Below are 21,253 nucleotides of genomic sequence, written 5' to 3'. Positions count from 1 at the left end.
CGACATAGCCTCCGCGCATCAGCGCGGCCCGGCCCAACGGCTGGAAATGCCTCATTGGGGCATAGGCCGCGGGCGGGAGCGCCCCGCTCTCAATCGTGGCGGATGCGGTTGCGGATCCGCGCCCAGCCGCCCGGCGCCAGGAAGAACGACAGCCCAAACCCGGTGGCAAAGCCTGCCAGATCCGCGACCCAGTCCTTCTGGCCGCCAAACAACAGCCCGAACAGCAGCTGCGCACCCATCAAGAAGGCGATCAGCGAAAACGCCCGGCTCTGCTGCGCCCCGACCGAGGCCAGCGAGCGCCACAACAGGAAGGTAAACGCCCCGATCAGCCCGTAAACCGCCGGAAAGCCGCCGATCAAAGGCTGGCCGCCGCTGACCAGCAGCGCATAGCCCAGCGCGCCGCCGGCACCGGACAACACAAAGATGATCACCATCGCCAGGTCGCCCATCACCTCGCCCACCATCTTGCCCATCGCCAGCACAAAGACGCAGACAAACAGCGCGTGGGTAAAGGCGCCATGCACAAAGGGATACGACACAAAGCGCAGCAGATGCTCCGGCAGCCAGCGGCCGCTGTCCTGCATCCACCAGAAGATCTCGCTGGAAAACGCATAGGACTGGATTGCCTCCAGCCGCCAGCCGATCGCCCCCGGCCCGCCCAGGATTCCGCGGGCGCCAAGCGAGAACACCGCCTCAATCCCGATGATGATCAGCACTATCGCAACCACGGCTGCAGGCAGCGGGTTTACGGGTGCGGTGTTATGCGGGCTGCTCATTGTGTCTCCTTGCAGTGCAGAACCCTCCGCACCTGTTGACCTATCCAAGCCCCATGGGTAAGCCACCGGGGTTGCTATTTCCAGACGGGAGTTACGCCTAGATGAGCGAAACCACATTCACCCCGCGCGTCTTTTCGGGGATTCAGCCCTCCGGCAACCTGCACCTGGGCAATTACCTTGGTGCCCTGAAGCGGTTCGTCGACTGGCAGGCCAAGGATGTGGAGTCCATCTATTGCATGGTGGACCTGCATGCGATCACCGTCTGGCAGGATCCCAAGGACCTGATGAAATCCACCCGCGAGCTGTGCGCAGGCTTCATCGCCGCCGGCCTGGACCCGGAGAAATCCATCCTGATCAACCAGTCCCAGGTGCCCGAACACGCGCAGCTGGCCTGGATTTTTAACTGCGTCGCCCGCATGGGCTGGATGCAGCGGATGACCCAGTTCAAGGACAAGGCCGGCAAGAACGCACAGAACGCGTCCCTTGGCCTGTTTGCCTATCCGGCGCTGATGGCAGCGGACATTCTGACCTACCACGCCACCCATGTGCCGGTGGGCGAGGATCAGAAACAGCATCTGGAACTGACCCGCGACATCGCTGCCAAGTTCAACCACGACTATGGTGTCGATTTCTTCCCAATGACCGAACCGGTGATTGAGGGCGCAGCCACCCGCGTGATGAGCTTTCGCGACGGCTCCAAGAAAATGTCGAAGTCGGACCCCTCCGATGCCAGCCGCATCAACATGACGGATGACGCCGACACCATCGCCAAGAAGATCCGCAAGGCCAAAACCGATCCCGAAGGGCTGCCCTCCGAGGCGAAAGGCCTGGAAGAGCGCCCCGAGGCGCGCAATCTGGTGAACATCTATGCGGCGCTGAACGAACAAAGCGTCGATCAGGTGCTGGCCGATGTCGGCGGCAAGCAGTTCTCCGAGTTCAAGCCGATGCTGGCGGATCTGGCGGTGTCGAAGCTGGCGCCGATCTCAACCGAGATGGCGCGGCTGATGGGCGAGCAGGACGAGATCGACCGTATCCTGACACGCGGGTCCGAGCGCGCGCGTGAAATCACCGCACCAATCCTGCGCAAAACCTATGAGATTGTCGGCATGGTGCCGCCGGTCCAGCTGTAAACACCCCACGCTGCGTCAGCGGGCCAATCAGGCTTGCTGACGCAAACCACAGCCGTGTTCTCTATTCTGCGTCTGGTGCGGGTTGCCGACGGGAAATCAGCCCGTATTTCAGCGCAAAAGACCGCAGTGAAAATCTGCCGCCAAAGGATTTGAGCTGCGGCCGGCCCGATTGACGGTCGAATTCGTGGTTGTCGATCACCCGCTCCGCGCAGCCGCAGCCTTCGCCCAGCCCGACCTTCTTGTAATAGAACTTTTCGAAACTCTCAGAGTTTGCCATGCCGCCCTCCTATGGAGCCGCAAGCCTAGCGCAGGCAGGCGCAAACACCAAAGAAACTCTGCTGCGTTGTCAGTTCAAGTTTTCGTGCCGGACTTGAGGCTCCTCAAAGCCCTTTGATTCCATTCAGAACCAGATCCGCCGCCAGCCGCGCATAGTCGTCGCGTGCCTTCGGGCCTGCGCCGGAATTCCACATGTAATACCAGTTCAGCATACCAAAGACCGACATGGTCGCGCCGCGCAGCTTGGCCGTTGCGCCCTCAAACACTTCGGGCGCCACCGCCGCCAGCGCATCACTCACAAACTGCACCATTTCACGCTGATAGGCGCGCAGCAGCTTTTGCTGGTCTTCAGGCAGCGCGCCCATGGCGCTGATCTGCACCTGATGCTCATGGTCGGCCCCCTGATAGGCCAGCATGATTTCCGACACGATGCGGCGCAGCCGGTCCTCGGGGCCGCAGCCCTCCAGCTCCACCCCGCAGACCCGGTCGCGCAACTCGCAAAGATAGGTATCAAGAAGGCCGAACAGCACGGCGTCCTTGCTGTCATAGTAGTGGTAGATATTCGCCTTGGAGATCCCGCATTCGCGCGCCAGCTGGGTCATCGACGCCCGGTCATAGCCTGCCTCCGCAAACACTTTGGCTGCGGATTTCAGGATCAGCGTGCGTTTCTGATCATGGTCTTTTGCGATGGTGCGGGCCAAAACTCACTCCCCCGTTCAGGACTTGCCACGGTTGTCAACGACGCGCTTGGCCTTGCCTTGGCTGCGCTCAACGGACCCCGGGTCGCCTACAATGATCTCGGTGGAAACGCCAACCATATCCTTGATCCGCTTGGTCAGCATCCGCGCCGCGGCGGTCTTGCTCAGCTCATCCGTGGCATCCGGATTGGCCTCAACATAGACCCGCATCGCATCCATCCGGCCGGATTTATACAGCTCGATCTGGTAATGCGGCGCCAGCCCGCCAGTGGCCATCAGCTGTTCCTCCACCTGGCTGGGAAAGACATTGACGCCGCGCAGGATGATCATATCGTCGCTGCGCCCGGTGATCTTCTCCATCCGCCGCATCGTGCGCGCGGTGCCCGGCAGCAACCGTGTCAGGTCGCGGGTGCGGTAGCGGACCATTGGCAAGCCTTCCTTGGTCAGCGTGGTGAACACCAGCTCCCCCATTTCGCCGTCCGGCATCACCTCACCCGTCACCGGGTCAATGATTTCCGGCAGGAAGTGATCCTCCCAGATGACCGGACCGTCCTTGGTCTCGACGCATTCATTGGCGACACCCGGCCCCATGATCTCGGACAGGCCGTAAATATCGACCGCGTGCATGTCAAAGGCCTCTTCGACCTCGCGGCGCATCGCATCGGTCCAGGGTTCGGCGCCAAAGACACCAACCTTCAGCGAGCTTTCCCGCGGATCCATGCCAACCTTATGATACTGCTCCAGAATGTTGAGCATATAGGACGGCGTCACCATGATACCATCGGGCTGGAAATCAGTGATCAGCCCCACCTGTTTCTCGGTCTGCCCGCCCGACATCGGAACGACTGTGGCGCCCAGCCGTTCAATCCCGTAATGGGCACCCAAGCCCCCGGTGAACAGCCCGTAGCCATAGGCGTTATGCACCATGTCGCCCTTGCGCAAACCAGCCGCGCGCAAAGACCGCGCCACCAGATCGGCCCAATTGCTGATGTCATTTGCGGTGTAGCCCACCACGGTCGGCTTGCCGGTGGTGCCGGAGGACGCATGCAGGCGCATGATCTGCTCACGCGGCACCGCGAACAGACCAAAGGGGTAATTGTCGCGCAGGTCATTCTTGTAGGTGAAGGGGAATTTCGCCAGATCCGACAGCTGCTGCAGGTCGTCCGGGTGCACGCCCGCCTCATCGAACCGCTGCTTGTACATCGGCACGTTGTCATAAGCATGCCGCAGCGACCACTTCAGCCGCTCCAGCTGCAGGGCGCGGATTTCGTCGATCGAGGCGATCTCAATCGGATCCAGATCAGCCTTGTTGGGGGTCAGGTCTTTCATGGCATCCTCCACGCCTTATTCGTCAAACAACTGGCCTTTGACCGCCCGGGAAAAGCCCCGGAATTCGGCAATCTGGCGGCCGTCCTGATTGGTCACCGCCACATCATAAATGCCGCTGCGCCCGGTCAGGGAAATCTCGCGGGCCTTGGCAATCAGCCTGTCGCCCAGACGGCCCGGCGCGGTGAAACTGATCACATTGTGCTGCGCCACGGTCGCCTGGTTGCGGCTGTTGCAGGCAAAGGCAAAGGCGCTGTCGGCCAGCATAAACGTGACGCCGCCGTGGCAGATACCGTGGCCGTTGCAATGGTGCTGGGCGATGGTCAGCTCCAGCGCGGCCTCGCCCTCGTCCATATGGGTGATCTCCATCCCCGCCCACTTGGACGCATGATCTTCCGCCCACATGGCGGCAGCGGATTTTTCTGCACGTTCCTTGGGTGTCATGATCATTTGCCTTTGAACGCAGGCGCGCGCTTGTCCAGGAAGCTGGCAACGCCCTCGGCATAATCCGCGCTCTCGCCGCAAGTCTTCATCGCGTCCGCCTCAATCTCCAGCTGCTCCGACAGCGTGTTGACCGCCGCCGCCTGGATGCACTGCTTGGTCAGACCCAGGCCCAAGGTTGGTCCGTTTGCAAATTTCTCTGCCATCGTGCGCGCCTCTGCCATCAGCGCGTCATCCGGCAGCGCCTTCCAGATCAGGCCCCACTCCTCGGCCTTCTTTGCAGGCAGCGGCTCGGCGGTCAGCGCCAGCCCCTTGGCCCGTGCTTCGCCCATGAGCCGCGGCAGATGCCAGCTGCCGCCGGTGTCCGGGATCAGGCCGACCTTCGAGAACGACTGGATGAACTTGGCGCTCTCACCCGCCAGCACCACATCGCAGGCCAGTGCCAGATTGGCCCCGGCCCCGGCCGCCACACCGTTCACAGCGCAGATCACCGGGAAGTTCAGGTCACGGATCAGCCGCACCAACGGTGCATAGAAAGTGCGCACGGTCTGGCTCAGATCCGGCGGGCCGTCCATCTTGCGCGGATCGCGGTCGCCCAGATCCTGGCCGGCGCAAAAGCCTCGGCCTGCCCCGGTCAGCAGCACCGCACGGGCACCGCCATCACGCGCCGCCTCCAATGCGGAACGCAAGGCGTTGTGCATGTCTTCGTTGAAACTGTTCAGCCGGTCCGGGCGGTTCAGAGTGATCTCCACCCAGGTCCCGTGATCCTCCACCAGAATTGTATCGCTCATCGCTCCCTCATCCTGTCAGCGGCGCATTTGACAAACTCCTTGCATAAACCGACCGGACGGTCAATATATCTCAGCATCGGATTCCAGCCAGCCGGCCCCCGCCGGCCTGACGAAAAGGACAGCATGATGAGCCTTCTTGAGATTTCCAGCTTTGCAGCGGGTCAATGGGTCGCACCGGGTGCAGGTGCGCGCAACATCGCCAGCGCCATCACCGGCGAGGTCATGGCCACAGCGGGCAATGACGCGCTCGACGTGCAGGCAATGCTGGACCATGCCCGCACTGCGGGCGGCGCAAACCTGCGCCGGCTGACCTTCCACGACCGCGCCCGGATGCTGAAGGCGCTGGCGGGCCACCTGAACCAGCACAAGCAGGCGCTCTACGATCTCAGCTTTGACACCGGCGCCACCCAAAGCGATCACATGATCGACATCGACGGCGGCATCGGCACCATGTTTGTCTTTGCCTCCAAGGGCCGCCGCGAAATGCCGGACGGGCATGTCTACTTGGACGGCGAGGTTGAGCAGCTCAGCCGCAACGGCACCTTTCTGGGCCAGCACATCTGCACCCCGCTGCGCGGCGTTGCGGTGCATATCAACGCCTTCAACTTCCCGGTCTGGGGCATGCTCGAAAAACTGGCCCCGACCCTGCTGGCCGGTGTACCGGCCATCGTGAAGCCCGCCACCAACAGCTGCTACGTGACCGAACTGGCGGTCAAGTTGATGCTCGGTTCAGGCATCCTGCCCGAAGGCGCGCTGCAGCTGGTTTCCGGCGGCTTGGGCGACATGCTGGACCACCTGACGATGCAGGACGTGGTCAGCTTCACCGGCTCTGCCAATACCGCGCTAAAGCTGCGCGCAAACCCGGTGGTCCTTGAAAACTCGATCCGTTTCGTCGCCGAACAGGACAGCCTCAACGCCTCGATCCTTGGTCCCGACGCGGCCCCCGGCACGCCGGAATTCGACCTGTTCGTCAAGGAGGTCAGCCGCGAGATGACCACCAAGGCAGGCCAGAAATGCACCGCCATCCGCCGCATCATCGCACCGCAAGCGCAAGTGGACGCGGTGATCGAAGCGCTGTCGGGCCGGCTGGCGAAAACCAAAATCGGCGACCCGCGCCTGGAAACCACCCGCATGGGTGCGCTGGTCTCCAACAGCCAGAAACGCGACGTGCTGGAAAAGGCCAAGGTCATCGGCCAGGAAGCCGAACGTGTCTTTGGCAACCCCGACAGCTTCAACGTGGAGGGCGCCGACGCCGAAAAAGGCGCCTTCGTGCCGCCGATGCTGTTCCATTGCGCCGACCCGGACAAGGCGAGCCGCGTGCACGACACCGAGGCCTTTGGCCCTGTCTCCACCATCATGGGCTACCGCGACCTGGGCCATGCGATTGACCTCGCCAACCGCGGCCAGGGTTCACTGGTGGCCTCGGTCATCACCCATGACCCTGCCGTCGCCCGCGAGGTCGCCATCGGCGCCGGCGCCTATCACGGGCGGCTCTATTTCAATAACCGCGACTCTATGAAGGAATCGACCGGCCACGGCTCCCCCCTGCCCCACATGGTGCATGGCGGCCCCGGCCGCGCCGGCGGCGGCGAGGAAATGGGCGGCGTGCGCGGCGTCAAACACTACATGCAGCGCACCGCAATCCAGGGCTCGCCCGACATCCTGTCGGCCATCGGCGAGAAATGGGTCCCCGGCGGTAGTGAGATCAAGGGCCCGGCCCATCCCTTCACCCGCAAGTTCGGCGAATTGTCCATCGGCGAGACGCTCCATACGGCGCCGCGCACCGTCACGCTGGAAGATATCGAGACCTTCGCCCATTTCACCGGCGACACCTTCTATGCCCACATGGACGACGAGGCTGCCAAGCGGAACCCGTTCTTCCCAGGCCGCGTGGCGCATGGCTACCTGCTGCTGTCCTTTGCTGCGGGCATGTTCGTGCAACCGGACGAAGGCCCGGTTCTGGCTAACACCGGCCTCGACTCCTTACGCTTCATGAAGCCCATTTCCGCAGGCGAAAGCATCAAGGTCCGCCTGACCGTTAAGAAGAAAACACCGCGCAACGAGGAATACGGCGAGGTCCGCTGGCACGTCAACCTCACCAATCAGGACGACGAGATTGCAGCAGAGTATGAGCTGCTGACGATGAACGCCTTCTGAACCTGTGCAAAAGTGGTAGGCAGCGGTAACGCTGCCGTGCGCCCGGACTGGTCTAACCGGTCCGGGCGCACTATGTTTATCCCCATGAACGAACAGCAAAACCCCTGGTTTGACACCACCGTCCAGCAGCTGAACGACCCGCAGAACCAGCGGGTCTGGTCGGTAATCGTGTCGCTGTTCGGCGATCTGGCCCAGGACAAAGGCGCCCAAATCAGCGGCAGCGCCCTGACCCGCATCATCACTCCGATGGGGATCAAGCCCGAAGCAATCCGGGTGGCGCTGCACCGGCTGCGTAAGGATGGCTGGATCGAAAGCGCCCGCGCAGGCCGTGCATCTATCCACTATCTGACCGAATACGGCCGCAACCAATCCGCCGCAGTGACACCCCGGATATATGGCCGCAGCGCCGCAGCGCCTGGCGACTGGCATGTGCTCATCGCCGAGGATGGCACCGGCCAAGCCACCCTGGACGAGGCTCTACTGCTACCCAACTACGTGGCCGTGAACCGCACTACTACCCTGGGACATGGGCCGATACCGCACAATCTGGATGACATATTGGCCGCAAAGGTCAGCAGCATCGCCGTTCCAAGCTGGCTGAAGAAACGTCTGTTTCCCCTGCAACTATGTGAAGCCTGTCAGGAATTGCAGCAGGATCTGGAACAAATTGCTCCGCCGCCAACCCGGCTGACTCCGGCTCAAACCGGCACTCTGCGCACCTTAATCGTACACCGCTGGCGCCGCGTCGTTCTGCGCCACCCGGATTTGCCCTCCGGCTTCCATCCTGAAAACTGGACCGGCGAGACCTGCCGCACGCTGGTGTTTGCCCTGCTGGACAAACTGCCCCGCCCGGATCTGGCAGAGTTCGACAGCCTGTCCGAATAAACCGTGCTGCCGGCAGCCCTCGCTCCCGCGACAGTGGTTGTGAAGGGTTCCCCGGACAAAAAAGAACGCGCAAATGTTTGAAGTTACGGCGCTTTTTCACGTGGTTTGAAAAATGTCCGAAGAATCCGTTATTCTCCCCCTTTTCTGCTTGACCCGGCGAGCCGCATTCCGTAAATCGCGTCCACACAGAGCGGCGGAGTAGCTCAGTTGGTTAGAGCAGCGGAATCATAATCCGCGTGTCGGGGGTTCAAGTCCCTCCTCCGCTACCACCCTTCCCCTTATAAATCAGGCTACTGAGTTCAGTGGTCAAAATCCTCCCCGCGGTTTATCCACCGGGACTGCAGTGGGACTGCACCCTGCCGGCAGAGGCATTGTAATTGCCCTCCGAATTGATCTCCATAGACACGCAACAGTTTCTCAACTCCTTTGAAAGATGGACATGACCTCCATCTGCGTGGCGACAGGAGCAAAAGTCATATTGTATTAATCACTTACACCAATCAAAGATCGACAAGGCATGGTTTTCCATACTCACGCAGGCGTCAAACCGCACGCTAAACGTGTGCAGGCGGCACTTAGCCCAAATGCATGATTACTAAACGGAATTTATTGATGCGCGACATCTCAACCCTCCCCGATGAGACCCTCCAGACAGAACTTCAAAACGGGACTTTCAACTTTGTCAAAGAAAACCTGGTGAGCAAACTTGGAGGCGCTGTCCCACCCGGCTCCGATGACCCAGTGATGACCGTTGACGGGACAGCTTATTGGGAGGGCGTCGTTTTCAACTACTACGACGCTTACTCTGCTGGGGACGGACTGGTCAGCAACAGCGGCTGGAATCGCAAGCTTGTGCTGCTGGGAAGCAATATGGAGTTTGACTCTGAAGGTCTGCCGACGTCTGGAAGCATCGAGGTGATTGTCTTCATGAACGTGTTTGAAGAGGTACTGGTTGGCGCTGTCGACATAGAAGGTGTATCGGCCGCAGATTTCTATGCCGCCTGGACCAGTGCCTCGACTGCGGACGACACAGCGTTTCTAAACTCGTTGTTTGAAAATGACGAGCTGGTGATCGACGAACCAGAGGACGAAGTTATCACCGGGACAGACGGCCACGATGTCATCATGGGCACTGCTGACGCTGACATTATCAACGCAGGCGCTGGGAGAGATAGGGCCGAAGGTGGTTCCGGGAATGATACCATTTCCGGTGAAGGCGGTGGCGACAAATTGACCGGCGGGGCCGGCAGGGACGTCCTGAAAGGAGGAGGCGGACGCGACAAACTCTTCGGCGGCAGCGGCAAAGACCTGCTGAAAGGCGGCGGCGGCAACGACAAACTGAATGGCGGCACAGGCAACGACAAGCTGATTGGAAACAGCGGTGCCGATGACTTTATCTTCTCATCAGGGTTTGACCTAGTGGTGGATTTCGGCGGCAGAGATCAAGTGGACTTACGCAAAGCCAGCGGCATCAGCGATTTCGACGATCTCATCTCCAACCACGTCCGCCAAGGCTCGAAAGGCGTTGTGATCACAGACGATGATGGCGATGCAATGCGTTTGAACGGAATCGAAATTTCCGATTTGGACCAAGGCGATTTCATTTTCTAACTCCTGATGCCCTCCGCTTCTCGGCATTAGAAAACACTGAACTCGCGGCGCCAAGCCGCGAGTTCAATTTGTTTGGGCGCACCATGAACGACACTCAACAGATCCAGACTGCTTTGTTGCACAAATGAACTGAGGGGATTCATGTTGTGAATCCAGCGTGATAGCTGGAGCGCATGAGCAGCTGGGCCCCTACGAAGTATAAGACCACGAACTGGCCGTCTTGCAATGACAGCTTGAGGCAGCGTGGATCGCTGTCGATCTGGTTTGATCCTGAGATGATCTGGACACCTCGACCGGCTGGCAAACGCGGCCGGCACCCGCAATTCAGCGATGCGGCGATCCAGGCCTGTCTGACCTTGAAGGTGTTGTTCGGGATGCCGCTTCGGCAGACGAACCGGGTTCGTTGAAAGCCTGCTGCGGCTGGTTGGACTGGACTGGGCCGTGCCGGATTTCAGCACCTTATGCCGGAGGCAAAAGACCCCAAACGTGAGCCTCCCATTTCGTGGCAGCAAAGGCCCGCTGAATCTCCTCATCGATAGCACTGGCATCAAGTCAGAGGGCGAAGGCGAGTGGAACGCCCGTAAGCCCCCTATCGCAATGCGGTGCATGTGCTGCCGGGCAACGGGCGGGGCGTATGACACCTGTAAATGCCATGATGCGATTGCGTCGCGTGGCGCTCACGCCGTCATCCCGCCCCGCAAGAACGCCAAGCCATGGAAGCCAACAAGCCCAGGAGCCATTGCCCGAAACGAGGCCGTAAACGCTTCGCGATATCTGCGTCGCGTCCTTTGGAGGCGGTGGAGCGGAAATCACCGCCGAAGCCGCGCCGAGATTTGAGGAGGGTCAGAAAATGATCGGGGGGATCATTTTCCCGACGAAAGGATGCATTGCGTGAAACTGCTGGGGCAGCGCCTCTCGGCGCGAGACTTCGACAGGCAGGCCGCGGAAATCCAAACCCGTATCGCCGTGCTCAACCGCTACACCGCTCTTGGCATACCCGCAACAGAGGCTATCGGGTAAGTCCTTCAGGGCAAAGGGGAAGTCCGCCCGCCACCCGATTTGTGCAACAAAGCCGGTCTGGGGCATCAGGAGCGTTCAGAATGGCCGTTCCTGATGCGGCGACTTGCCGAAATAGCGGCGGTAGACCTTGGCGAAATGGGTCTGGCTGTTGAACCCCGCGGCCAATGCCACATCGATGATCCGCATGTTGGTCTGCAACAGCAGGCTGCGGGCATAATCCAGCCGCAGTTTGGTGTAATAGACCTTAGGTGTGGTTTGCAGGTATTTCGAGAAGAGCCGCTCCAGCTGGCGCACTGACAGGCCAACCAGGTCTGAGATGCCGCCAGGCGTCAGCGGCTCCTCCAGGTTGCTCCGCATCAGGCTGAGCGCAGCGGCGAGTTTTTCATGCCGAACGCCAGTCCGGCCATATTCGGAAACCGTCTGATCCTGATTCCCCTTGCGCGCCGAGGAACAGACCATCAGATCCGCCGCTCCTGTTGCGACGGCAGCCCCGTGATGATCCGAGATCAGGTTCAGCATCATGTCGATGGTGGCAGTGCCGCCGGCGCAGGTGATCAGTTTACCGTCCATGGTGAACAGCGAATTCTTCACCTCCACATCCGGATGCGCCTCGGCAAGAACGGCCCGCAGCGCCCAATGGGCCGAGACCTGGCGCCCCGTTAGCAGCCCGGAGCGCGCCAGCGCCAGCACACCGCCACCCAACGCTCCAAGGGCCGCCCCCATGCGCTGCGCTTTTCGCAGCCAGCCCAGAACCTTGAGCGATACCCCCGGCTCCTGCCCCTGGCCACCGCAAACAAAAATCATATCGCCGCGCAGCAGGCCCGGCAGGCCGCCGTCTACCGCCACGCCAAGCCCGTTCGGCGCGGTGACGGACAAGCCGTCTTCGCTGACCACGCGCCAGTGATAGCGCGCGGTCCCGTCGTGTTTGTTGGCCGCCTCCAGCGCCGCCACCGCGCTGGACAGATCCAGCGGCGAGAAGGTGGGCAGCAGCAGGAAGATACAGCGGCAGGCCGACTCGGCCTCAGCCGCTTCGGGGAACGTCCGAATGGGGCTGGTCATGATATCCGTTCCCCTGATCCGGTCAGGCGCGCATGTTGGCGCCGTTGGCGTCATAGACCGGCGCGCCCAGCACCTCGGCGTCATACATCTCGCCCAGGATCTCGACCTGCAGCCTGGTGCCCGCCGCGGCGTGTTCCGCCGAGACATAGCCCATCGCCATCGAGGCCTTTGCGTGATGCGCATAGCCGCCGGAAGAGATGTAGCCCACCGCTTCACCGTCTTTGAGGATCGCTTCGTCATTGGACACATCAATGCCGTCCACGCCGATGGTCATGGTGACCAGCTTGCGGCTCGGCCCGGCTTCCTTGGCCGCCAGTGCGGCCTCCTTGCCAACAAAGTCCTTCTTCCAGTTGATGAAGACATCCATGCCGCTCTCCGCCGCATCGAAATCGGGGCGGAAATCCAGCGTCCAGACACCCCAGCCCTTCTCCAGCCGCATCGACATCAGCGCTCGCGCCCCGTACCAGCGGTAGCCGAGATCAGCACCGGCCTCCTCGACCGCTTCCGCCAGGCGCAGCAGGTACTGCGGTTTGCAGTAAAGCTCATAGCCCAGCTCGCCCGAGAAACTGATCCGGTTCAGGATCACCGGCACGCCGCCCACAAATGTCTGGCGCAGATCGCGGAACTTGAACGCCTCGCCCGAGACATCCTCGCGGGTGATCCGCTGCAGCAGCTCGCGCGATTTCGGACCCGACAGCGCGATGCCATGCCAGTCGTCCGAGACATTCTGATAGGTCACATCGGCAGGCAGATCCTTTTCAAACCAGCGGCGATGCGCCTCCTGCATGGCACCGGAGCCGAACAGCATGAAATGCTCCTCCCCGAGACAGGCCACGGTCAGATCGCCATAGAGCTTACCCTTGGGCGTCAGCATCGGCGTCAGGGTCAGGCGGCCCGGTTGCGGCACATAGCCTGCCAGCACGTGATCCAGATATTCCCGCGCGCCCGCGCCCTTGAACTCATGCTTGGCAAAGTTGGCAACCTCGATGCCGCCCACCGCCTCGCGCACCGCCTTCACCTCGCGTGCCACATACTCATGGCTGCGGTTGCGCTCAAACGTCGGCTCCTCATGCGCGTCCTCAGGTCCATCCGCAAACCACAGCGCGCTTTCCAGGCCAAAGCCCTGCCCCATCCGCGCACCCTTGGCGACCAGCCGGTCATAGAGCGCCGTGGTCTTCTGCATCCGCCCCTTCGGCAAGGTCTCATTCGGGAAGGTCATCACAAACCGGCGCTCGTAATTCTCGGTCGACTTCACGGTGCCCCAATCGGGGGTCGCAAAATCGCCGAACCGCGCCACGTCCATCGCCCAGACGTCGATGGACGGCTCGCCGTCGATCATCCACTCGGCCATGGTCAGGCCCACGCCGCCGCCCTGGCAGAAACCAGCCATCACCCCCACGGCGCACCAGTAGTTCTTCATGCCCGGCACCGGGCCGATCATCGGGTTGCCGTCGGGGCCGAAGGTGAAGGGACCGTTGATCATGTCCTTGATGCCCGCCTCGCCAATCGCGGGGATGCGCTCAAACGACATCTCCAGACGGTCGGCAATCCGGTCCAGATCGGGCTGCAACAGCTCATGCCCGAAATCCCACGGCGTGCCATCCACCTTCCACGGCGTGCCTTTGGGTTCATAGGTGCCCAGCAGCATCCCCTGGCGCTCCTGCCGGAAATAGATGTTGGCCTCGTAATCGATCCCGGCCGGCAGGCGGGTCGGGTGGTTCGCCACCGCGTCGATCTTGTCGGTGATCAGATAGTGGTGCTCCATCGGCTGCACCGGCAGGTTGACGCCCTGCATGTGGCCGACTTCCCGCGCCCACAGGCCGCCGCAGTTCACGATATGCTCGGCATTGATCACGCCATTTGGCGTTGTCACGTCCCAGCTGCCATCAGCGCGCTGGGTGGTGCCGGTCACCGGCGTATGGGTGAAATACTTTGCGCCATGCACCTTCGCCGCCTTGGCAAAAGCATAGGTCGCACCCGAGGGATCCAGATCGCCATCCTGATCATCCCACAGGGCGGCATGGTAATGTTTCGGATCAATCAGCGGGTGGCGTTCAGCCACTTCCCTGGGGCTGATGAATTCCTGGTTCAGGCCCATATACCGCGCCTTGGACCGTTCGCGTTTCAGGTAGTCGTACCAAGTCTTGTTCGACGCCAGGTAAAACCCGCCGGTGATGTGCAGGCCGACGGAATGGCCCGACAGTTCCTCAATCTCCTTGTACAGGTCGATAGTGTAGGACTGCAGCCGCGAGATGTTCGGATCAGAGCTGATGGTATGGATCTGCCCCGCCGCGTGCCAGGAGGAGCCGGAGGTCAGCTCGTCACGTTCCAGCAGCACCACGTCCTTCCAGCCGAACTTGGCCAGGTGGAACAAGATCGAGCAGCCAACCACACCGCCGCCGATGATCACCGCCTTGGCGTGGCTCGGCAGTTTCTTGTCGCCGGTGCTCTCCTCCTTGTGGATGTTGAGCGTCGATTGGGCAAAATTGTCTGACATGGGTTTTGTCCTCAGGTCTGCGGCAAAGCGCGGGAATTGCGGCAAATGGCACCTAGGGGGTGCACAGGGGGTATACGGGGGGTGCACAGGGGGTGCCGGAGCAATCCGGCACATCCTGCATCAGCTGAGATTATGCGTGAAGAAAGTGTTAACTCAGTACCACGCATCCGGAATCTCCTCCTTGCGGCGGGCGACATAGGCGGCCAGTTCCTCTTTCACCGCCTCATCCATCGGCGGCGCTTCATACTGGTTCAGCATCTGGTTCCAGCGCTCATAGGCGCGCTGGCGCATGTCCTTGCAGCCGCCCTCCTCCCAGCTTTCAACATTCTCGCTGTCGCTCAGCTTGGGTTCATAAAACGCAGTCTGGTAGTTGCGCATGGTGTGGCCGGAGCCGAGGAAATGGCCGCCCGGCTCCACCTCGGTGTAAGCATCACGGGCAAAGGCTTCGTCGCTGGTGTCCAGACCTTGGCTCAGCACCTTCTGATAAGATCCCAGCCGGTCCGCATCCATGATCAGTTTCTCAAACCCGGTGCACAGACCACCTTCCATCCAACCGGCTGAATGCAGGACAAAATTCGCGCCCGCCAGCATGGTGGAATGCATCGAATCGGCACTCTCATAGGCCGCTTGCGCGTCCTCGATCTTGGATGCGGTCAGCGAGCCGCCGCAGCGCAGCGGCAGGCCCGCACGGCGCGCCAGCTGGCCGATCGCATAGTTCGACACCACCGGCTCCGGCATCCCGAATGTCGGCGCGCCGGATTTCAGCGACATGGAACTCAGGAAGTTGCCTAGGACAAACGGCGCGCCTGGACGCACCAGCTGGGTGAAGGCGCAGACCATCATCGCCTCGGCCATCGCCTGCGCCACAGACGCCGCGGTGGACACCGGCCCCATCGCGCCGGTCAGGATAAACGGCACCACGATCATACCTTGCCCGCGGGCAGAATAGGTGCGCACGGCCTCGGTCACCACCTTGTCCACCAGCAGCGGCGAGTTGGTGTTCACGTTCCCCATGATCACGCAGTTGTTGTCCATGACGTCTTTGCCAAAGACGATCTCGGCCATGTCGACGCTGTCCTGCGCGCGGGACATCTCGGTGATTGCGCCCAGATGCGGTTTGTCGCTCAGCGTCATATGCGCGTACAGCATGTCGAAATGGCGTTTGCTCACCGGCACATCGCAGGGCTCGCAGATCACCAGCCCGCCATGATGCAGATTCGGATGCATGTAGGTGAGCTTCACCAGTTTCTCAAAGCTCTCCATGTCGCCATACCGGCGGCCGCCCTCCAGATCGCGCACAAACGGCGCGCCATAGATCGGGGCAAACACCTGGTTGTTGCCGCCGATAGTGACCGACCGCGCCCGGTTGCGGGCCAGCTGGGTAAACTCCCGCGGGGCCTTGGCACACAGGGACCGGATCCACTGCGCATCCGCACGGACGGTGTCGCCGTCAATCCGCGCGCCGGCCTCTTTCCAGATCCGAAGCGCTTCGGGATCATCGCGGAACGCAATGCCGACGTCTTCAAAAATCCAATCGACCTGGGCCTCCAGTTTGACCAGTTTTTCCTCGTCCAGCACATCGAAGAACGGCAATGTGCGTTGGATAAAGGGCGATGCCGGGGCACCCGCCGGGGCGGTGTTTCTATCGCGGGATGCGCGGGCGCGTCGGGCCATGGGGATCTCCATCTTCAGGCGTTGCGACACAATAAGACCCGGCACAGGCCTTGTGACGGTTGAAAATTCTGATGGTTTGGATAATTCACAGTTATGCAAGAACTTTGGAAGCTCCTCACCAGCCCCCGCCACCTGATCGTCTTCGAGGCCGCCGCCAGGCATGCTTCCTTTACCCGCGCGTCGGAGGAACTAAATGTTCAGCAGCCTGCTGTCAGTGCGGCGATCAAGCAGATGGAATCGTCTTTGGGCGTTGTTTTATTCCGCCGCGGCCATCGAAAAGTGGAGCTGACTGGGGCGGGAATGCGGCTTTACACCGATGTTTCCAAGGCGCTGGAGGACATTCTTTCGTCAGCCAAGGCGGTGCGGCAGTTCGGGCGGAATGACCATGTCACGCTCAATTGCTCCTCTGCTTTTGCATACTACTGGGTGATGCCAAAACTGCCCCGGCTGCACGAGGCTCACCCCGATATCGACCTGCGGCTGCAAAGCTCTGACCGGGAGCCGGACATCAATACCGAGGGCATCTCGCTGGCGGTGCGGCGCGGTGATGGGAACTGGCCGGACTGTCACTCGGCCTTGATCGCGCCCGAGGTAATTTATCCGGTGGCCAGCCCGCTCGTGATGGCCTCGGCCGTCAATCTGGCAACAGTGCCGAATCTGCTGCACGAACGTTTGATCCACTTGGAGGAGCCGATCCGCGAACGCCCCAGCTGGCAGCAGTGGTTTTCCCATTTCGGGGTGACGGGCCGGCTGCCCGCGGCAGGTCTGCGGCTCAACGACTATGCGCTGGTGCTGCAGGCGGCGATTGCCGGCGAAGGCTTCGCCTTCGGCTGGCAGCATGTGACGCAGCCGCTGATCAAACAGGGGCTGCTGGCCGCACGCACGGAATGGTCCTGGACCACCGGGGCGGGGTTTTATCTGGTGTGGTCCAAGAGCCAAGACCTGGTTCCTAACGCCGAACTGGTGCGGCAATGGCTCTTGGAGATGGTGAAGCCCGGCGCCGCGTGACTTATGCGATCCCGGAAGAATCCTTGGCACGCTGCATCGAGGCCTGGCGGGTCAGGTGGAGCCGCCGCACGAAGGCGAGAATAAACAGCGCGGTCAGGATCAGCACAATGGTCGGCGCGGGCGCGCTGTCGAGGAAGAAACTGGCATAGGTGCCCGCCAGCATTGAGAACATACAAACCACGACAGCAACCCACAGCATGGTGCTGAACTTGCGCACCACCAGAAATGCGATTGCCCCCGGCGCAATCAGCAACCCGATGGCCAGGATCAGCCCCGCCGCCGACAGAGTTGCGACGATGGTCAGCGACAGCGCCGCCAGCAGCCCGTAATGCAGCACCGTCACCGGCAGGCCGGAGGCTTGCGCCTGCGCCGGGTCAAAGCTGTGCAGCAGCAGGTCTTTCCATTTCAGCACCAGCGCCGCACCAACGCCCAGCGAAATGATCCCGGCGGTCAACAGCTCATGCCCCTCCACCCCCAGCATGTTGCCGAACAGGATGTGATCCAGATGGGCGTTGGTCTCCACCGAGACATACAGCACGATGCCAAGGCCGAACATGCCAGAGAACACCACTCCCATCACGGTGTCCTGCTTGACCCGGCTGTTGCCGGCCAGAAAGCCGGTGGCAACCGCGCAGAGCATCCCAGCGGCAAAGGCACCAAGGATCAGCGGCAAGCCCACGATATAGGCCAGCACGATGCCGGGCAGCACTGCATGACTGACCGCATCGCCCATCAGTGCCCAGCCCTTCATCACCAGAAAGCAGGAAAGCAAGGCAGTGGGCACAGAAACGATGAGCGAGATCAGAAAGGCGTTCTGCATGAACGCAAACTGAAACGGCATCAGCAAAATATCGAGATCCATCATGCAGCCCCTTCTTGTGCGGCAGGGCCGCGCTTCAGTGCCTCTCGCGCCTTGCGTTTGGCGGCCAGCAGCCCGTGTTTCGGAGCGAAGACAAAGACCGCCAGGAAAATCAGCGTCTGCAGTGTCACGATGATGCCGCCGGTGGCACCGTCCAGGAAGTAGCTGGCATAGGCGCCAAAGAAGCTGGTGAGGGCGCCGATCAGCACCGACACCATGATCAGCCGCGGGAAGCGGTCGCACAGCAGGTACGCCGTCGCGCCGGGCGTCACCACCATGGCGATCACCAGAAAGGCACCGACGGTTTGCATTGCCGCGACCACCGATGCTGACAGCAAAACAAAGAACACTGCCTTCAGCAGCCCCGGACGCAAGCCAATGGTGCGGGCGTGGTTTTCGTCAAAGAAGGTGACCATCAAGTCCTTCCACTTGGCCAGCAGTACGGCCAGCGAGACAAAACCGATGATCGCCAGCTGCAGCGTGTCCTCCGGCGTGATCGCCAGGATATTGCCCATGGTGATGGTCTGGACTGAGACCGACATCGGGCTGATCGAGACGATGAACAGGCCAAGCCCGAAAAAGGAGGTGAAGATCAGGCCGATAATCACATCAACCTTGAGGCCGGAGCGTTCCGACAGGAACAGCATCGCCCCCGCCGCCAAACCGCCGGCAATAAACGCGCCCAGCGCAAACGGCAGGCCCAGAATGTAGGCCCCCGCCACACCCGGCACCACCGAGTGCGAGAGCGCATCGCCGATCAGCGACCAGCCCTTGAGCATCAGGTAAGCCGACAGGAAGGCGCAGACGCCGCCGACCAGGGCTGATACCCACATAGCATTGGTCATATAACCGTAGGAGAACGGCTCCAGCAGGTATTCCATCATTCCTGTTCCCGGCTCTCGCGGGTCTGCGTTCTTTCGCCGTATTGGACAAAGGGCCGCTCGTCGTCGGTCAGGATAGTGACCTCACGGGTGTCGCCGTCGTCATGCAGCGCATCACCGCCCAGGGTGAAATGCCGCAGCACCCCGCCAAAGGCGTGTTCCAGATTGGCGCGGGTAAAGGTGGTCTCGGTCGGGCCGAACCCCAGCACGGTGCCCTTGACCAGCACGGTGCGGTCGCAGAACTCGGGCACGCTGCCCAGATTGTGGGTGGAAACCAGCATCACCCGGCCCTCCTCGCGCAACTCGCGCAGCAGGGCGATGATCTGCTCTTCGGTTTTTACATCGACGCCGGTAAAGGGCTCGTCCAGCAGGATCACCTGCCCGTCCTGCGCCAGCGCACGGGCCAGGAACACCCGCTTGCGCTGGCCGCCGGACAGCTCGCCGATCTGGCGGTGGCGGAAGTCCTGCATGTTGACCCGGCGCAGGGCCTGATCGACGGCTTCGTGATCCGCAGCCTTGGGGCGGCGCAGGAACCCCATATGGCCATAGCGGCCCATCATTACCACATCCTCGACCAGCACCGGAAAGGCCCAATCGACCTCCTCGGACTGCGGCACATAGGCGACCAGGTTTTTGCGCAAAGCTTCCTTTACAGTAATGCCGAGGATACGGATTTCGCCCTGCGCGGCCGGCACAAACCCCATGATCGCCTTGAACAGGGTCGATTTGCCGGCGCCATTCACCCCAACCAGCGCCGCGACGGTGCCGCGGGGAATGGAAAAGCTGGCATTCCACAGCGCCGTATGGCCGTTGCGGTAGGTAACGGTGACATCTTTTGCGGCGATCCCGTCATCGGCGGGCGTGGCGCTGGTATTCATTATGTGGGTCTCGCTGGCATCAAGCATGGGGCTGTCCTGCAGAGTTACACACAGAAAATGTGCTTTGTGAAATGAAACGCCCCGCTACATGTGCTGCGGGGCGGAGATATTTGCCGTGAGAAGCTCAGTTGGTGACCTCGGTCAGACCACGTGCCACAGTTTGCGACGTGACCCTGAGCAGATCCAGATAGGTCGGCACCGGGCCATCCGCTTCGCTGAGCGAGTCGACATACAGCTCGCCGCCATAGGCCACACCGGTTTCACGGGCCACCTGCTCAGCCGGGGCTGTGTTGACGGTGCTTTCGCAGAACACTACCGGGATATCGTTGGCCCGCACCCCGTCAATAACGCCGCGCACCTGCTGCGGGGTGCCGACCTGGTCGGCGTTCATCGGCCACAGATACAGCTCCTTCATGCCGAAATCGCGGGCCAGGTAGCTGAAGGCGCCTTCGCAGGTCACCAGCCAGCGCTGATCTTCGGGGATTGCTGCGATCGCTTGACGCAACGGATCGATCGTGGCGCGCAGCCGGTCTTTGTATTCGCCCGCGTTCTTGACATAAACAGCAGCGTTTTCCGGATCATGCTCAGCAAAGGCTTCGACAATGTTGTCGATATAAATCAGCGCGTTATCCAGACCCATCCAGGCGTGCGGATTGGGCTTGCCCACATAAGATCCGGCGGCGATCGGGATCGGATCGATCCCGTCGGTCAGTGTCACCGAAGGCACGTCCTCCATATTGGACAGGAACTGTTCGAACCACAGCTCCAGGTTCATCCCGTTCCACAGGATCAGGTCGGCATCGGACGCCCGCACGATATCACGCGGGGTCGGCTCATAGCCGTGAATCTCTGCCCCCGGCTTGGTGACCGAGACAACTTCGGCGGCGTCCCCTGCCACATTTGCTGCCATATCGGCCAGCACAGTAAAGGTTGTGACAACCTTCATCTTGTCTTCAGCCATGGCAGCGCTGGCAGCAACGGCTGCAACAGCGGCGGCGGAAACTGTCTTGAGCAGGTTTGGGAACATCCGATTCTCCGTTTTGAACGATGTCTTTGACGCATCGTTATTGCAAATCATTCGCAACTGTCAATGAAAATGAGAATGATTTGCAAAAGCAGGGCAGCCCGCAGAACAGGCTGCCCTGTAACCGCTCCCTGCCAAAGGGTTAACGGCAGTTAATGACGTCTTAATGTTGCCCGGATCGCAACCGGCATTTTGCCCCAATCACCGCCTAAACCTGAAGCTGCAGCCAGAACGGTGCGGGACTGAACCTGATCCCTCGACC

18 protein-coding genes, 1 tRNA gene and 1 pseudogene are annotated in these 21,253 nt (G+C 61.3%); 7 read left to right on the top strand and 13 right to left on the bottom strand.

The features are described 5' to 3' along the window. Window positions 1–89: 89 nt before the first annotated feature. A complete protein-coding gene (locus AQUI_RS0111560; protein WP_027257661.1) occupies window positions 90–776 on the bottom strand; it encodes a rhomboid family intramembrane serine protease in 687 nt (228 codons plus the stop codon). A 101-nt stretch (window positions 777–877) separates the two neighbouring features. On the opposite strand from AQUI_RS0111560, the gene trpS reads away from it, so the two are divergent. Beyond that, the gene (gene trpS, locus AQUI_RS0111555) at window positions 878–1,906 is read left to right on the top strand and encodes a tryptophan--tRNA ligase (RefSeq protein ID WP_027257660.1); all 1,029 of its coding nucleotides are present in this window, start codon (window positions 878–880) and stop codon (window positions 1,904–1,906) included. Window positions 1,907–1,967: 61 nt separating this feature from the next. On the opposite strand, the gene AQUI_RS0111550 is transcribed toward trpS, so the two are convergent. The 5 genes from AQUI_RS0111550 to paaG form a co-directional block, all read right to left on the bottom strand. Further along, entirely contained in the window at window positions 1,968–2,183 is a 216-nt protein-coding gene (locus AQUI_RS0111550; protein ID WP_027257659.1) for a hypothetical protein, read from the bottom strand. Window positions 2,184–2,286: 103 nt separating this feature from the next. Then, window positions 2,287–2,883, bottom strand: coding sequence for a TetR/AcrR family transcriptional regulator (locus AQUI_RS0111545; RefSeq protein ID WP_027257658.1), 597 nt, complete (start codon window positions 2,881–2,883; stop codon window positions 2,287–2,289). A 15-nt stretch (window positions 2,884–2,898) separates the two neighbouring features. Then, entirely contained in the window at window positions 2,899–4,209 is a 1,311-nt protein-coding gene (gene paaK / locus AQUI_RS0111540; protein ID WP_027257657.1) for a phenylacetate--CoA ligase PaaK, read from the bottom strand. Window positions 4,210–4,224: 15 nt separating this feature from the next. After that, on the bottom strand, window positions 4,225–4,650 hold the full coding sequence (gene paaI, locus AQUI_RS0111535) for a hydroxyphenylacetyl-CoA thioesterase PaaI (RefSeq protein ID WP_027257656.1): 426 nt from the start codon (window positions 4,648–4,650) through the stop codon (window positions 4,225–4,227). Between the two features lie 2 nt (window positions 4,651–4,652). After that, window positions 4,653–5,438, bottom strand: coding sequence for a 2-(1,2-epoxy-1,2-dihydrophenyl)acetyl-CoA isomerase PaaG (gene paaG, locus AQUI_RS0111530; protein WP_027257655.1), 786 nt, complete (start codon window positions 5,436–5,438; stop codon window positions 4,653–4,655). Between the two features lie 126 nt (window positions 5,439–5,564). On the opposite strand from paaG, the gene paaZ reads away from it, so the two are divergent. The 5 genes and pseudogenes from paaZ (at window position 5,565) to AQUI_RS29900 (ending at window position 11,111) form a co-directional block, all read left to right on the top strand. Further along, complete coding sequence (paaZ, locus tag AQUI_RS0111525) at window positions 5,565–7,595, top strand: phenylacetic acid degradation bifunctional protein PaaZ (RefSeq protein ID WP_027257654.1); 2,031 nt, start codon at window positions 5,565–5,567, stop codon at window positions 7,593–7,595. 84 nt (window positions 7,596–7,679) lie between these two features. Next, complete coding sequence (locus tag AQUI_RS0111520) at window positions 7,680–8,480, top strand: PaaX family transcriptional regulator C-terminal domain-containing protein (RefSeq protein ID WP_035920291.1); 801 nt, start codon at window positions 7,680–7,682, stop codon at window positions 8,478–8,480. 192 nt (window positions 8,481–8,672) lie between these two features. After that, window positions 8,673–8,749, top strand: a tRNA-Met gene (locus tag AQUI_RS0111515). Window positions 8,750–9,092: 343 nt separating this feature from the next. Then, window positions 9,093–10,091 carry a calcium-binding protein gene (locus tag AQUI_RS30690; RefSeq protein ID WP_051371879.1) on the top strand — a complete coding sequence of 333 codons (999 nt, stop codon included), beginning with the start codon at window positions 9,093–9,095 and terminating at the stop codon, window positions 10,089–10,091. A 173-nt stretch (window positions 10,092–10,264) separates the two neighbouring features. Next, window positions 10,265–11,111, top strand: a pseudogene (locus tag AQUI_RS29900) (IS5 family transposase). Window positions 11,112–11,186: 75 nt separating this feature from the next. Here AQUI_RS29900 and AQUI_RS27685 read toward each other — a convergent pair. The 3 genes from AQUI_RS27685 to AQUI_RS0111490 form a co-directional block, all read right to left on the bottom strand. After that, window positions 11,187–12,170, bottom strand: a complete 984-nt coding sequence (locus AQUI_RS27685; protein ID WP_051371878.1) for a GlxA family transcriptional regulator — start codon at window positions 12,168–12,170, stop codon at window positions 11,187–11,189. 22 nt (window positions 12,171–12,192) lie between these two features. Continuing rightward, window positions 12,193–14,667 (bottom strand): GcvT family protein, encoded by a 2,475-nt coding sequence (locus AQUI_RS0111495; protein ID WP_035919927.1) that lies wholly within the window; start codon window positions 14,665–14,667, stop codon window positions 12,193–12,195. 153 nt (window positions 14,668–14,820) lie between these two features. Further along, complete coding sequence (locus AQUI_RS0111490; RefSeq protein ID WP_027257650.1) at window positions 14,821–16,341, bottom strand: trimethylamine methyltransferase family protein; 1,521 nt, start codon at window positions 16,339–16,341, stop codon at window positions 14,821–14,823. A 93-nt stretch (window positions 16,342–16,434) separates the two neighbouring features. On the opposite strand from AQUI_RS0111490, the gene AQUI_RS0111485 reads away from it, so the two are divergent. Further along, window positions 16,435–17,349, top strand: a complete 915-nt coding sequence (locus AQUI_RS0111485) for a LysR substrate-binding domain-containing protein (RefSeq protein ID WP_027257649.1) — start codon at window positions 16,435–16,437, stop codon at window positions 17,347–17,349. Window position 17,350: 1 nt separating this feature from the next. Here the strand turns inward: AQUI_RS0111485 and AQUI_RS0111480 are convergent, their stop codons facing one another. From AQUI_RS0111480 to AQUI_RS0111465, 4 genes are all read right to left on the bottom strand, one after another. Then, a complete protein-coding gene (locus tag AQUI_RS0111480; RefSeq protein WP_035920288.1) occupies window positions 17,351–18,211 on the bottom strand; it encodes a metal ABC transporter permease in 861 nt (286 codons plus the stop codon). Beyond that, the gene (locus tag AQUI_RS0111475) at window positions 18,211–19,089 is read right to left on the bottom strand and encodes a metal ABC transporter permease (RefSeq protein ID WP_027257647.1); all 879 of its coding nucleotides are present in this window, start codon (window positions 19,087–19,089) and stop codon (window positions 18,211–18,213) included. Before AQUI_RS0111475 ends, AQUI_RS0111480 begins: the two co-directional genes overlap by 1 nt. After that, on the bottom strand, window positions 19,089–19,994 hold the full coding sequence (locus tag AQUI_RS0111470) for a manganese/iron ABC transporter ATP-binding protein (RefSeq protein WP_281172003.1): 906 nt from the start codon (window positions 19,992–19,994) through the stop codon (window positions 19,089–19,091). Before AQUI_RS0111470 ends, AQUI_RS0111475 begins: the two co-directional genes overlap by 1 nt. Before the next feature lie 97 nt (window positions 19,995–20,091). Continuing rightward, window positions 20,092–20,994 (bottom strand): metal ABC transporter substrate-binding protein, encoded by a 903-nt coding sequence (locus AQUI_RS0111465; protein ID WP_027257645.1) that lies wholly within the window; start codon window positions 20,992–20,994, stop codon window positions 20,092–20,094. Window positions 20,995–21,253: the final 259 nt, after the last annotated feature.

The organism is Leisingera aquimarina DSM 24565 (genome assembly GCF_000473165.1).
In the GTDB taxonomy this organism is placed as follows: Bacteria; Pseudomonadota; Alphaproteobacteria; order Rhodobacterales; family Rhodobacteraceae; genus Leisingera; species Leisingera aquimarina.
This window is presented reverse-complemented; position numbering and strand designations above follow the sequence as displayed.